General features: G+C 45.0%; 17 protein-coding genes. 4 read left to right on the forward strand and 13 right to left on the reverse strand.

From position 1 onward, the window contains the following. Positions 1–64: 64 nt before the first annotated feature. The 4 genes from AACT52_RS28190 to AACT52_RS28205 all read right to left on the reverse strand — a co-directional run bounded on the left by AACT52_RS28190 (position 65) and on the right by AACT52_RS28205 (position 3,157). Complete coding sequence (locus AACT52_RS28190; protein WP_073634145.1) at positions 65–466, reverse strand: fasciclin domain-containing protein; 402 nt, start codon at positions 464–466, stop codon at positions 65–67. 171 nt (positions 467–637) lie between these two features. Then, positions 638–1,846, reverse strand: a complete 1,209-nt coding sequence (locus AACT52_RS28195) for an acyl-CoA dehydrogenase family protein (RefSeq protein ID WP_073634146.1) — start codon at positions 1,844–1,846, stop codon at positions 638–640. Next, complete coding sequence (locus AACT52_RS28200) at positions 1,830–2,024, reverse strand: glutathione S-transferase N-terminal domain-containing protein (protein ID WP_143172900.1); 195 nt, start codon at positions 2,022–2,024, stop codon at positions 1,830–1,832. Before AACT52_RS28200 ends, AACT52_RS28195 begins: the two co-directional genes overlap by 17 nt. A gap of 17 nt (positions 2,025–2,041) precedes the next feature. After that, on the reverse strand, positions 2,042–3,157 hold the full coding sequence (locus AACT52_RS28205; RefSeq protein ID WP_233154095.1) for an ABC transporter substrate-binding protein: 1,116 nt from the start codon (positions 3,155–3,157) through the stop codon (positions 2,042–2,044). A gap of 510 nt (positions 3,158–3,667) precedes the next feature. Between AACT52_RS28205 and AACT52_RS28210 the strand changes: the two genes are divergently transcribed. Both AACT52_RS28210 and AACT52_RS28215 read left to right on the forward strand, forming a co-directional pair. After that, entirely contained in the window at positions 3,668–4,765 is a 1,098-nt protein-coding gene (locus AACT52_RS28210; protein ID WP_073634147.1) for an LLM class flavin-dependent oxidoreductase, read from the forward strand. A 300-nt stretch (positions 4,766–5,065) separates the two neighbouring features. Continuing rightward, on the forward strand, positions 5,066–5,278 hold the full coding sequence (locus tag AACT52_RS28215; protein WP_143172901.1) for a hypothetical protein: 213 nt from the start codon (positions 5,066–5,068) through the stop codon (positions 5,276–5,278). Between the two features lie 43 nt (positions 5,279–5,321). Here AACT52_RS28215 and AACT52_RS28220 read toward each other — a convergent pair whose 3' ends face one another. The 8 genes from AACT52_RS28220 to AACT52_RS28255 all read right to left on the reverse strand — a co-directional run bounded on the left by AACT52_RS28220 (position 5,322) and on the right by AACT52_RS28255 (position 9,934). Beyond that, positions 5,322–6,083, reverse strand: coding sequence for a class II aldolase/adducin family protein (locus AACT52_RS28220; RefSeq protein WP_073634148.1), 762 nt, complete (start codon positions 6,081–6,083; stop codon positions 5,322–5,324). Then, complete coding sequence (locus AACT52_RS28225; protein WP_073634149.1) at positions 6,070–6,729, reverse strand: cysteine dioxygenase family protein; 660 nt, start codon at positions 6,727–6,729, stop codon at positions 6,070–6,072. The genes AACT52_RS28220 and AACT52_RS28225 overlap by 14 nt, the downstream gene beginning before the upstream one ends. 49 nt (positions 6,730–6,778) lie before the next feature. Continuing rightward, complete coding sequence (locus AACT52_RS28230; RefSeq protein ID WP_073634150.1) at positions 6,779–7,207, reverse strand: heme-binding protein; 429 nt, start codon at positions 7,205–7,207, stop codon at positions 6,779–6,781. A gap of 5 nt (positions 7,208–7,212) precedes the next feature. Beyond that, positions 7,213–7,413, reverse strand: a complete 201-nt coding sequence (locus AACT52_RS28235) for a hypothetical protein (protein ID WP_073634151.1) — start codon at positions 7,411–7,413, stop codon at positions 7,213–7,215. After that, positions 7,410–8,489: an aliphatic sulfonate ABC transporter substrate-binding protein gene (locus tag AACT52_RS28240; protein WP_073634152.1), complete on the reverse strand. Its 1,080-nt coding sequence runs from the start codon at positions 8,487–8,489 to the stop codon at positions 7,410–7,412. Before AACT52_RS28240 ends, AACT52_RS28235 begins: the two co-directional genes overlap by 4 nt. A 382-nt stretch (positions 8,490–8,871) precedes the next feature. Further along, entirely contained in the window at positions 8,872–9,105 is a 234-nt protein-coding gene (locus tag AACT52_RS28245; protein ID WP_073634153.1) for a hypothetical protein, read from the reverse strand. 86 nt (positions 9,106–9,191) lie between these two features. Beyond that, positions 9,192–9,575 carry a VOC family protein gene (locus tag AACT52_RS28250; protein WP_073634154.1) on the reverse strand — a complete coding sequence of 128 codons (384 nt, stop codon included), beginning with the start codon at positions 9,573–9,575 and terminating at the stop codon, positions 9,192–9,194. A 182-nt stretch (positions 9,576–9,757) separates the two neighbouring features. Continuing rightward, the gene (locus AACT52_RS28255; protein WP_198941006.1) at positions 9,758–9,934 is read right to left on the reverse strand and encodes a hypothetical protein; all 177 of its coding nucleotides are present in this window, start codon (positions 9,932–9,934) and stop codon (positions 9,758–9,760) included. Between the two features lie 64 nt (positions 9,935–9,998). Here AACT52_RS28255 and AACT52_RS28260 point away from each other — a divergent pair, with 64 nt between their 5' ends. Both AACT52_RS28260 and AACT52_RS28265 read left to right on the forward strand, forming a co-directional pair. Then, complete coding sequence (locus tag AACT52_RS28260) at positions 9,999–11,306, forward strand: RNA-guided endonuclease InsQ/TnpB family protein (protein ID WP_073634155.1); 1,308 nt, start codon at positions 9,999–10,001, stop codon at positions 11,304–11,306. 316 nt (positions 11,307–11,622) lie between these two features. Further along, the gene (locus AACT52_RS28265) at positions 11,623–12,642 is read left to right on the forward strand and encodes a catalase family protein (protein ID WP_073634156.1); all 1,020 of its coding nucleotides are present in this window, start codon (positions 11,623–11,625) and stop codon (positions 12,640–12,642) included. A 4-nt stretch (positions 12,643–12,646) separates the two neighbouring features. On the opposite strand, the gene AACT52_RS28270 is transcribed toward AACT52_RS28265, so the two are convergent. After that, a complete protein-coding gene (locus AACT52_RS28270) occupies positions 12,647–13,543 on the reverse strand; it encodes a MetQ/NlpA family ABC transporter substrate-binding protein (protein ID WP_073634157.1) in 897 nt (298 codons plus the stop codon). Positions 13,544–13,561 lie beyond the last annotated feature (18 nt).

A 13,561-nucleotide genomic window follows, 5' to 3' on the forward strand; every position in this document is an offset into this window, starting at 1 on the left:
ACCGCTCTGGACTCGGTGGCGAATGCCCCCGTGCTTCAGCCGGGGGTAAGCTTACCAACAATACTTATTGAGGTAATAATACAGTGTCAATCACATGGATGACACCATTATCAGCTGCGACATCCGGAGTCACAACTGTAGCGTCGTTCACCTTAACACCATTGGAGGCATCAATTTTGATATCTGATCCGGCAGTCGTTGTCGCCTGTTTAAGCTGGGCTAAATCAGCCGCTGCAATTTTGCCAGAGACCACATGATATTCTAGAACCTTTCTAAGCTGGATGACATCCTCTAGCAGTGATTCCACAAAGCCTGATTCTAGTTTGGAAAAAGCTTCGTCTGTTGGCGCAAAAACCGTAAATGGACCAGAACCCTTCAACGCAGTATCAAGACCAGCAGTGGTAATAGCCGTTACTAGAGTGTTGAAAGAACCTGCGTTAATTGCAGTATCTACAATATCAGGCATCTAAGTGTCGCCTCAATTATTAAGGAACTTTACTTAAGAGATTTAACACACTTTTTAGTCTTAAGTGGTGGATATCAGAATTTCTCATCAGCGATCTGCGTTTCTTTGCGGACGTTACCTGCACGCGATCGCCATTTCGTTGACTGTTGAGTGTCAACCGTTAACTGTGAATTATTTGACGCCTAAAGCCTTTTTCCCCAAAGATAAACAAATCACATCATTTTGCGGAGTGTGGATGCGGCTACAGAGAACGTCCCGGTAGTATCTTTCTATAGGATTTTTCCTGAAGAGACCGGGATTACCAACCAGTTCTAGTCCGATTTCTACAGCCCGAATCGAATTCTTAGTAGTAATGTATTTGACTGTTTGTGCCTGTAAACCTACGGCATTGTCATACTCTCCTTTATCAATTTCAGCCGAAGAAGCATAAATCAATCGGTTGTTTGTATACAATAGCGTTTCTATCTCACCTATAGCTGTTTGAAAGTGCGGCAAGGTTGCCAAACTTGCGCCCAAATTAGAAGGCGTTCTCTCGTGTAAGTAGCCTATCAGCCAGTCTCGCGCCGCTGTCGCCACTCCTTGGTACAGCGCACTCAGCAACAGACTTCCACCTGCAAACAGTAACGGATCGGCAGGCGACCAAGCTTTGACGGGGCGGACATCTAAGGCATATTCTGTCGGGATGAAGACATTTTCCAAAATCAGGTCGTGGCTACCTGTTGCCCGCATTCCCATATGATCCCAAGTTTTCTCGATTTGCAAACCAGGAATATCGCGAGGAACAAGAAAACTCCCAACTTGAACTTCCTCGTCATCAGTCCGCGCCCAAACCACAAAATAACGCAGGATGGGACTACCTGTGGTGTATACCTTGTGACCTGTCAACAGCCAACCATCAGGCTTTCGTTGGGCAGTAGTTGCGGGGAGTCCTCCTCTGGCAGGTGTTCCTAATTCTGGTTCAACACGGGCAGCATTCAGCAGGGCAATGCCTTCAACAGACTCGCGGCAAAGTCGTTCATATAATGCCGGATGCCAACGACGAGTGCGGGCGGCGTTGGCGTGTTGGAGATAGTGCATTGTCAGCACCAGGGCAGTGGAAGCATCACCTTTTGCGATGGTTTCAATCACTCGGCAAATCACAGAATACCCCAAACCTTGACCACCAAATTCCTGTGGAACAGTGAGACTCAAAAGTTGTGCTTCATGCAGCGCTTCAAAGTTCTCAAAGGGAAAAGTGCCATCTCGGTCGTGTGCGGCGGCGCGAATCCCAAAGTCAGCAGCTAAAGCCTCGACGCGCTCAAATAAATCTGGAGTTGTTGTTGCGCTAACGAGTGTACTAGCAACAGTCTTTTCTGAGCGTAAATCAACTGAGTGTGTCATAGATACCGTCATTGGTTTCTAGAGTTGGAACCTTGCCTGTAGGGTTGTAATTCAGCAAGTAGCTATTCGGATCACGCACAGTAACTTTCTGCATTTGTACTTGCTTACCGAGATTGAGTTCGAGTGTAGTTACCCCAATGCGTGCGTATGGTGAGTTTGATGTATAGAATAGTCTCATCAAAAAGTCAGTCTTAGTTAGCTGCACTTGGTAATTGCCTCATTAAAACTGTTGTCCCAAACCGATTTCACATCCACCTTTGATTTCAGAACACCCGCTTTGAAAAACGTATCCGCGACTTCTTGCTGAGAGGCTATAGCCCGATTGGAAGTAGGCAGCAATTCTGAACGGCGCTGTTCTTGTTCTTCCTTAGCATTTTGGTAGACGATCGCTTCTTCAACACCAATAGCAGTCGCATATTCCTTCGACCACTTCTTCAGATTAGATTCGCGCCAATTTTGTGACTTTTTGATGCGACACAGAAAGTCTGAAACCGCCGCTTTCTTTGCTGGATCGGCGATCGCTTCAGGAGCCGCTACAATCATGAAGTTCCCGCTGAGGATATTTTTTGCAGATTTCAGTACCCTTGCTCCCTCTTTCTTGGCTTGTGGAATCGAATAACCGTAGGTAGCCCAACCATCAAGGTCGCCCCTCCTAAAAGCAGAAAGCCCGTCGGGGATAGACAGAGCAACTGCATTAATGTCGTTCATTGTCAGACCAACTTCCTGTAGCATTTTAATCAGGAAGTAATGGGCAGTAGTCGCTTTGATATAGCCCACTTTCTTGCCTTTGAGGTCGGCGATTGTTTTTGCTGTAGAGTTCTTCGGCACAAGCACGACTTGACCCACAGTCGGACCTTTTGTGGCTGCAATAATCTTCACTGCTGCATTGGACTCAATCCCAAATATAGGCGGAGTTTCGCTACACGAGGCAATATCAATCGCTTTGGCGTTAATCGCCTGCACCATCAAGTTGCCTCCTGTAAACTCTGTAAATTGAGCTTTGTAGGGAAAATTATCCAGCCCAGCTAATTTGAGTTGCAAATCCCAGCCGCCTTTGTACTTGGCGACACGCAACGTTACGTTTGACAAGTTAGCGGCGGTAAGAGTGGGATTTGCAGCAGCTGTATGAGAGCGATCGCCCACCGAGAAACCTGCAACAGCCAAAGCCATGCAGCCGCCCAAAACGAACATCAACACCACACTCTGCTGCAAACTTTTTAGAAGTCGCGTTAAGCGTTTTTGCCATTCAAACCGCTTCCAAATCGACTGCCAAGCAGCCTTGAATTTGAAGCGCTGCCAGTAGGTAGACACCTTGATTCATCCTTGGAAAATACAAAGGTAATGACTTAATGGTCATTCGTCATTGAATGATTCATTACGAATGACAAATTGAATGACTCTTGTGTAGAGTGGAAAAACCTTGAGGATAAAAATTTTCAAGCTATGGTTAAAATACTGTAAATCTATCTGTTTACCGTTTTAAAGCGATTGTGACACGAGGTTCGCAAAAGAGCAAGATTTTTCCAGCTCATTTTTTACCAAACTTCACGAAATAGCCTTGCTTGTATCAGCTATTTATGATAAGTTCCATTTTATAAATAGACGTATCTTGATTGAGATACCGTAGATATAGAGAACGCAATCAGTCAAAGTACCAGACAGCATAAGCCATCTCAGTTTTAAAACATTGCCTATAACCAGCTAAGTTTCCGGTTCCTTGGGGAGGCACAATTCACAAAAAACCCCCCAGGAAACGGTTTCATTGGCACTTATCTCAGCAGAACATTGCCTGATTGCAAAATTTTTAAGTGGAGTTTACCCATGCCAGTTGAGTTTATTGGCTTGATCCGGACGCGACCTGTTTCGGAATTAGACGGACCGCCAGGGACAATATCAGATAACATCATCGATCCAGCTTATGTGCGCGAGTTTGCTCAAGCTCATGAAAAAGGTGACTTCGACAGGGTACTCATAGGCTACAATTCCAACAGTCCAGATGGCTTTGGCGTTGCGAGTTATGCCGCTTCTGTGACAGAAAAACTGGGCTTTTTGATTGCCCACAGACCTGGTTTTGTCGCACCCACTTTGGCAGCCCGTAAAGCAGCAACCTTAGACCATTTCACCAATGGGCGCATAGCCATTCACATCATTACTGGTGGCAGTGATGCTGACCAACAAAAGGACGGCGACTGGCTTGACCACGATACTCGTTACCGTCGCACAGACGAGTATTTGGAGATTGTGCGGCGAGTTTGGACTAGCGAAACTCCTTTTGATTATGAGGGTGAGTTTTATCGTGTCAAACAAGCTTTCTCTGATGTCAAACCCTTGCAAAAGCCCCACATCCCGATTTATTTTGGCGGCGCATCCTCTGTTTCTGTTCCTGTAGGTGCAAAACACGCCAATGTTTATGCCATGTGGGGAGAACCAATTGCAGCAATCAAACAGCGAATTGCAGAAGTTAAAGCAGCCGCGCCACCTGGAAAGACACTACGGTTTAGTGTCTCCCTGCGTCCTATTCTCGGCACAACTGAAGAAAAGGCATGGGAACGGGCGCAAGAAATCTTAGCGCGGATAGTTGAGTTACGCGGTGGGCAGAAGGTAACAACTTCAGCACGACCTCAAGCAGTGGGATCGCAACGGTTACTAGACTTTGCCGCACAAGGGGAGATTCATGACAAGCGCCTATGGACGCCAGTTGCAGCGGCAACAGGAGCCGCAGGTAACACAACTGCTTTAGTTGGCACGCCTGAACAAGTGGCAGAGGCTTTAGTGGATTACTACGAAGCCGGAGTAACAACTTTGTTAATCCGAGGCTTTAATCCGTTACAAGACGCGATTGATTACGGTCGCGAAGTGATTCCGTTAGTTCGTGCAGAAGTAGCGCGACGGGAAAGACAAACTGCAAGCGTTGCCTAAATTCAACAAAGTCAGGATGTTTGCTAGACATGACCAAACATCCTGACTTTTTTTATGAAATTCTTGACCCACTTATGCTGATCAATATCAACTTCATGGTAATTTAGAAGAAACAAATTTAACATTAATGCTAGTTAATTTCCAGTAAGCATAATTTTTAAAAGAAAAACCCCTAAGCTATCACTTAGGGGGTTTAAAACCACGACTGCATCGGGCTGGCACTCATGTAGCGTCGTGCATTACAAGACCCGGTAGCTCACCGGTAAGAGGAGGTTTTAGCCTTGTGCTGTGTGATTTTTTGTGCAAGAACGTATTAACACCTACGATACTGCTCATAAAATTGGCGCAGTTGCCAAAATGCCAACTAATATTTATTTAAAGAATAACTCAAATGCTGTGAGCGTAAGCGTTACTCCGACCCAGGTGGCTCGCGATAAGTGCGATGGCAGTCCGTGCCCGCGCCCGGCGCGATGGCACGGACTGCCCGCCTGCGGCGATCGCATTGGAAATTAGCAAAGAGGAGAAATTTTCCCTCTTCGCTAGCGGGCTGTGGTCATCAATCCAGCAAATCGGGTTCTTCACGCACAATCTTTTCGTACAGTGGTTGGAAGCTGAACCACCCGCCTCTATGCGTTCCAACTTGGCTTTGTGCTAAACGGGCGGTGTCGGGGTCAATGGGAATGGGTTTGCCTGCGGCTTCGGCTAACAATTGAGCTTGAGCTGAACGCTCAAAAGTAATGTACCACCATGCTGCTTCATCAACGGTGTGACCTACTGTCAGATGACCGTGGTTACGCAAAATAGCTGCTTTTTTATTGCCTAAAGCCTCCGCAATTCGCTTGCCTTCTGTGGTATCTAGTACGACACCCTTGTAGTCATCAAACAATGCATGGTCTTCGTAAAAGGCGCAAGCATCTTGGGTGAGGGGGTCAAGCAGGCGATGCAAACTTGACCAGGCTTTGCCGTAAAGTGAATGAGCATGTGCAGCGGCGACAATATCGGGTCGAGCCTCATGAACCTGGGAGTGGATGGCGAAGGCGGCTCGATTGACAGGATAATTGCCCTTGACCACTTCACCCTCTCTATCAACTAAGATGAGGTCGCTAACGCGAATGTGACCGAAATAAACCCCAAACGGATTGACCCAGAAATGGTCTGTAAATTCAGGGTCACGGGCTGTAATGTGACCTGCGGTGCCTTCACTGAAGCCAAAACGGGCAAAGACGCGAAAAGCAGCGGCTAGGCGTTGCTTACGGTAGAGGCGTTCGTCTTCAACGCGCTCAAAAACAGGGGGTTGCGGTCTTTCAAACTTGGGCATGATTTTTCTCCTCTTTACAGGGTGCGTTGGAGTATCCAGAGCGAAACGATCGCACGCTTTCTTGTTCTGGCTTATACTGATTTCTCAAAACACATCCTGTATCATTACCGAGAACGTGAATCGAGACTGATGGTGCAAATCTTGTTGTTGTCTTGACTGCGTGGATATCTCCTTCTGGAGGTAACAGGTAATAAATATCGCCTGGTTTCAGTTGACGCACTTCAACCACCTCTAATTTAGCGTGTCCTTCTGTTTCGCCTTGATCCACGCGTCTGTAGACAGTTTCTTCTTGTCTTCCTTTATATAAACCAACGAGTCCCCAAGCAAGATGGTCGTGGACAGGAGTCGTTGAACCTGGGGGAATCACCAAGCTAAAGACTGTGAGTGAACGGTCTTTTGCTCTGTATAGCAACCATTGACCGATACCACCTCCCATCGCGCTATCTGGGTTAGGTTCAGCAAACTGGTCTGGTAGCCACCCTTGTTGAGCAAGTAGTGCGGTGAAATAAGGTTCGAGGGTAGCTACAGTTTCACTGCGGTTGTGTCTAGTTTGTTCACTAATTTCTTGAACTGTAGCAACAAATTGCTTCAGTTCAGGGCTATCGACAAACCATTGATCAGCTTCTAAGAGTTCTAGGTTAGTCATAAGTCAAGACTCAAGAGCCATTAATTATTATTTGTCTCCCTCACTCCCCTTACTCTAGTGGATCAGCACCAATGGCTTGAAGTGCTGCTTGAGCAATTGCAATATCCTGTTCGATTGTTCCACCTCCCACGCCAATTCCACCCACATGAGTCCCATTAAAGCGTATCGGTAAACCTCCGCCTAGATTTGTAAGCAGGTTACCCGATGCTAATGGTAAACTAACAGCAAGCTTTTCTGAGAACGATCCAGAGGCACGGCGGGTTGAGGCGGCGGTTTGAGCCTTGCGTTTACTGGTTTCTGCGCTGTGAGGAGTTGCTCCATCTCCGTGGGCGTATGCTATTTGAACAAGCAGTGAGTTGTGAATGGATACGGAAACAGCTATTCCCAAGCGCTGGCTCTCGTCTAGAGCTGCTTTTACAGCTTCTAGTGCCTTTTCAACTGTAATTAATTCTACAGTGCGAGTAAATTTGTTTCCCATTGTATTTAATTATTTGAACTAACTACCAACTGTTCGCGCCGTTGTACGGCATTCCGGACCAAACCAATGACATCACCACCGTAGGCGATGGGCGTAAGCCTGGCGGCACCGCAGGACTTAGCCCCGCTGGAAGCGATCGCATCTTTAACAGGCTCAAAAGCTCGAATCAACAAGGTTGTGACTCCCTCATCTCCTTCATCTTTCATTTGGCGGTTGTGGTTTCTAAAGGGCAAACCGCAGCAGCAATATTTACCCGTTGGGGAATCATCTTTTGCTCCAGCATCCAGTCAGCTGTCTTCTGGAGATTGGCAACATCGTCAACGTTCGGAAAAACAAGTTGCTCTGGACCTCGATTTTTCGTTGCCCGCTTGGCTACAGCTGGAGAAACTTTCACTTCCTTGACCATAAATTCAGCCGCTTTGTCTGGATGCTGATTTACCCATTCAGCATCCTTATTCAAACGAATCAGGGCGGCTTTTACACCAGTTGGATTTTCAGCAGCAGCACCGCTCCGCACAACCTGAACACTGTATGGTGGGGCTGGATGAGTTGTGGTAATCCGACGGGCACCGTGTTCGAGTTCGGCAATTGAGATATAGGGTTCCCAGACTGCCCAAGCATCAACAGAACCTTGGTAGAGGGCGGGTGCAGCATCATTTGGACTCAGGTAAACCCGTTGGACTTTGTCTTTGGGGATATTCTCTTTTTCCAAAACCTTTAATAATAGGTGTTCGCCTGCACCACCCTGATTGACAGCAACTTTTTTGCCAATCAGGTCAGCAGGTTTGCGAATAGAAGAGTCTCCACGCACAACGATCGCACTACCTAAGGCATCTGGTCTGGGACGCTGCACGGCTCCAATGCAAAGCGGCTGTCCCGCAGCTATACCAGATATGGTCGGAATATCACCACAACCGCCTATGTCAGCTCTATTCCCGTTGAGGGCTTGTAAGAGAGATGCACAACGGTCAAACGGACCGCTCCATTCAATTTTTATGTTCTGAGCAGCTAGCTCACGTTCTAAGTCCCCGCGTTGACGGGCAATGGGGACAGCACCTCCTCCCTTTTGGAAGGCTAAACGAATGGAACTTGTTCTTTGTAAATTTTGATTGCTAACTGGCGTAGCCAGGGAATTTGCGGAGTTTCCAGCAACATTTGTACCAGTCCCAGAGCAGCCAGAAACTATGAAACTCATCAAAGAACTTGTAATCAACAAGCTTCCAAGCGTCTTAGCTCTACATGCTCCGCTTTGCCGAAAGCTGTGCTGTTTAAAATGAATCATTTCTATTTACTCCTCAATGTCAATAGTTGGGAGTTCAGCCATCAGCCAAAGCACTTATGTCTCATCACCTATCTCAGTCTAATACCAGCTCTTTTTAAATACAGTAAATTGATTAATTTACCGTATATTAAAAATTATAAGCAAAATATTCTCATAAACTGCTGTAAAAATCAAGTTAATTTTTGTTGAGTTATAATCAGTAAATTAAGTTCAGCCGAAATATAGTAATTCGATATAATAGTTTGTGAAATTTTACAGAAAGACTAAAGTTTTCTATCAAAATTCCAATGGAGCAGCAAAAAAATGGACAGGAATGTCGTCTGCTCCTCCCAGAAATACTCTTGAATGACAACAAGAATTTTTCCTAAGATACCTGAGTAAATTACAACCCTAGTATTTTCCTCACCTCCGTTACAAATTGCTTCAGAATTTGAGGTAGGTTGGCGATTTCTCGCATCAGATCTTGGGGACTAAAACCAAAAACCATCAAGATCACGACAATGACAAAAATGGCGATCGCCGTACTAATTGCTGTTTGTAGTAGACTGAGCAAAGCTCGGAAGACCAACCACGCGACAATGAGTGCAGCAATGAAAATTATGAGGTTAGTTGGCATGGTTTTGCCTAGGTACATCTCAAGTTGGCAGAAGAACTATAAAGTATAAAGTATTTAGCCTTTATATTTCATCGTTCATCTTTTGGTTAGCAACCAGTCTCGAAACGTTGAATTTCAATTAAATAACCATTGGGATCGCGCAAAAAGCAGTGGTAAATTTTGTACTTTTCATTCAATATAGGTGGTTTTTCAAATTCAACACCACGTTCTTTAAGGTATTCAAACCACTCATCCACCTGCTGCGTTACCAAGGTAAAGATGACATTTGATTGCTTGTCTGTTGGAAAAATCGATGTTTCGCCTACTTGGCACAATCCCAAGTAAGCAGAGCCACTGACACTATAAATCCGACAGCTACCCTGGTCAAGCCACAACTCCAAGCCCAGGGTGTCTTCATAAAAGCGCGTTGTGGTGGCTAAATCTTGGGTATACAAAAAGGTAATCTGCTGTTCAATAGGGGGATGAGACATATTTTATCTGTCTTTAGATAGTTTTGTAGATTCAACGTCTATCTATAGGCTAATGTTACGGAGCCGATGAGGTAGAATCATGAGCGACAAGAACCTTTCATCTCGTCTTTGGCAGATGTCTACATCTTCGCAGGCGAATACCTGGATGTATTACTAAGTACCCAAATACCTTAACAAATCACTTATTTCTCAACTTTTCGCTCCCAATCTTCTACCCATTCCTCCAATTTCTCTCTTAACAAGGACTGCCACCCTGGTATTGCTTTTATCCTTTCTCTTAATCCTGGCTTAACCTTTAGTTGAAATGGTGTTTTGTCTAACGCTTTGTCTCCCTCTGGTTGAAATTTTGGAAAAGGCATTGTTAATTTGTTTGATAACTGGTATACTAGTATTTATAGCAAAAAGACAATCATCAGACAACCAATGTACTCTTTAAAGCTAGAACTAAAACTTAATAATAAGGAAAGAAGTAAACTAGCTGGATGTGCTGGGTTTTCTAGATTTGTCTATAACTTTGGCTTATCCTTGCTTACAAATTCTTGGGACTTTGAAGGAATAAAAGCATCCAACTCTAAACGACTAGCAGCAATAGAGAAAGTTTTTACTAACTACGTAAAAACTAATCCAGATTACGTATGGATGCAGCAATATCCTTCAGCCATCTACTCAAACGCTCTACGAAACTTAGCAAAAGCTTTTGAAAAATGGCGTCAACAAGAATCTGGTTTTCCGCAAATGAAAACCAAAAAGAAAGGAGACAGTTTTACTGTTCTGAAAAAATCAGGTGTGTATCCGACGGCATGTGAGCCAATGCTGCCTTTTACAAACAGGCAAGTATTGCAGCCTGGGAAAAGAATTACAATACCAGGGTTGGGAGAATTTAGACTAAAGCAACCAATACCATTTTTGTGTTCTAGTCAATCTTTTACGATTTCTAGAATGGCTGATAAGTGGTTTGTTTCTTTTAGTTTAGATGTTGAAAAAGCTCCTCCAGTGATTCATGAAGTTGAGTCTGTTGGAATCGACTTAGGTATCAAAACATTTGCGACGTTATCAGATGGTTCAACACGAGAAACGCCTAGTAGCTTAAAAAAAGCGAAAACCAAGCTAAATAAGCAACAGTGGCGCAATCGTAAAAAGCAGCTTGGAAACCGTCGCAAAGATATTAAAGCATCAAAAAATGCAAAACAATACTTTGCTCAACTAGCAAAATCTCACGCTCATATTACCAATATCCGTAAAGACTTTCTACAAAAAACTACGACCGAGATTAGCCGAAAATACTACCGTATTAGGATAGAGGATTTGAACGTATCAGGGATGATTGCCAATAACAAACTATCAGAAGCGATTTCTAATTTAGGTTGGTATGAGTTTCGCAGAATGCTGACTTACAAGGAAGCATTTTACGGAACAAAACTAGAGATAGTTAATAGGTGGTTTCCAAGTTCAAAAACGTGTTCTAGTTGCGGTAGTGTTCAACCGATGCCTTTGTCAGAAAGAGTTTATAGATGTGGAGCGTGTGGTCATGTTCAATGCCGTGACTTGAACGCGGCAATAAATTTGAACAATGCCCCAAAGTCAAAAATACGTGCGGTGAGCAGCGCGTTGGACGGGTTCCCCGGCTTGAAGCGACTGCGAACCCGGAGGGCAAGCGCGGAATCAACGCCTGTGGACAGGAAAGGAGCCGTCTCCCCTGGTAGAAGCAGGAAGCAAACATCAAAAGTTTAAGTTATGCGACTTGAGCGATTTGTGTAAGTTTTGTGTTGCACACCACAGTCCTAGTAATGACAGTAACGCATTCCCCACGATTACAACTTTTCAACCTCCACAATGGCGATTCCAAGGGAACGCTGCGCCCTCACGGGCAATCGCCTATCTATGCAGTAAGTTTGCTTTGTTGCAGAAATCCTCTTTAGTTCGAGTCCTTGACGCCCAGTCAAGTGTTCGCCCTAGTAGATGCAGTAGAAGAGTACTTCTACCTTGAGAAGATCTGAGTTTTTGAGTCAAACTTTATTCTAAAACATTTGTACTAAAGGAGAAAGGTATGAGCAATTCAAGCCTATCTGCTGCTGCGCAAGAAGCTGCGGATACAATTTTGGAGATCGATCTAAAGGTTCAAGCAGAAAAAGGACCTGATCTGCGCAAGGATCATACCAAAAGCCACGGTCTACTCTGGGGAGAATTCCGAGTCGATGACTCTATTCCTGAATCTTTGAAGATAGGAATCTTTGCCAAGCCCCAGACATATCCGATCTGGGTGCATTTCACCAATGCTTCAGAAGCACAGAAGCGCGGAAAGTTCAAGTCAGACCACGAACCGGATATACGCGGCGTGGCTATCAAACTCCTAAACGTCGAGGGTCAGAAAGTGCTTGACGACGAGGAGAACACCCAGGACTTCCTTTTGCTCAATCACCCGGTCTTCATTGTGCGCGATGTCCAAGGGTTTGCTAACCTGACTAAAGCGGGTATCGGTCAGGCTGATCCGCAAGTGCTGCGATCGCTCGAACCGACCTTTGAAATCATTAAAACGATTGTGAGCAAACAAGTTACCAATCCGCTGTTCATCCAGTATTGGAGTACCACACCTTTTCAATTAGGTTCCCACATCATCAAGTTCTCCATCAAACCCCAGCAACAGGATGAGGTTCCCGGTTCAAAGTCCGATTCAGAGAATTATCTGCGCGAGGCAATAGTCAAATACCTGACGGAGGAAGGCAAGGAAGCAAGATTTGACTTCTTGGTGCAGCTGTATGTCAACGACGAGAAGACGCCCATCGAAGACCCAACGCAGGAGTGGAAAGAGGAGGACTCGCCTTTTATTAAGGTGGCTACACTCAGAATTCCCGCCCAGAAGTTCGACTTCGAGGAGCGTAAGCGGTTGGATGAGGGACTCTCGTTCTCGCCTTGGCATACCCTACCTGAACACGCGCCTGTGGGCAGCATCAATTTAGCCCGTAAGAAGATTTATCAAGAAATTGCCAAGTTTAGGCATGACCACATTGAAAAACGCCTCAGGGAACCTCAACCTTATTCTTCAATTTTGGACGACCCTCAATCATGATTCATTAAAACACCGGTAATACAGCACCTTGATATTTTTGGTTGATAAAATCCCGGACTTTGGGGTCGTTGATCAGCTTGTTAAGCTTCTGAATTCTGGGATCGTTTTCTTTACTTTGCAATGTGACTAGCCCTACAGCATAGCGTTTCTGTGCTACTGACTCCTGCACGAGGGGTTGTAATTGCAGCCCTGCTTGTAAACGAAGGCTAGCTGATAATACAGCTAAATCTACATCGTCGAGCGATCGCACGATCGCTGGTCCTTCTAACTCCTTTAATTGGGCATTTTTGGGGTTATCTTTGATGTCTTTGACGCCTGCGAATTCTCCCAAGCTGTCCTTAAATTTGATCAGACCTTGGGCTGCTAGTAATCTTAAACTGCGATCGCCATTACTTTTATCGTTGTAAACGGCGATAGTCGCTTTTTGCGGAACCTCGGCTAGAGACTTGTACCGCTTAGAATAAATACCTATCGGAGTTAGGAAACCCAAATTCAGCATCACCAAATTGAGGTTGAGTTGCTTAGCCGCATTCTGCATAAACGGGGTGTGCTGAAAAAAGTTGGCATCTATTTGCCCGTCTTTTAGTGCCGTATTAGGTTGTATCCAGTCATTAAACTTAACTATCTGAATATTTAAACTCTCATTGGCTGTCAGATTATCTTGGATAAATTTCAAAATATCTTCGGAAATCACTGCCCATACACCGACTTTTAAGACCTCTTTTTTTTGGCTTGCTGCAACTGTCGAAGCTGCTGTATTTGTAGAGGTATTGGCAGACGATTCGCTCTGACTGCTGCTGCAGCTAGAAAAAAATGCAGATGCCGCAAAAGAGCTTGCCGCTATCAGAAAAAAACGGCGTTGAATGAGAAAAGAATGCACATTTTCTTGTTTTTTGTTCATTTGTTAATATTTTGTACA

This window comes from Scytonema sp. HK-05 (assembly GCF_963872035.1).
Taxonomy (GTDB): Bacteria; Cyanobacteriota; Cyanobacteriia; order Cyanobacteriales; family Nostocaceae; genus Kalymmatonema.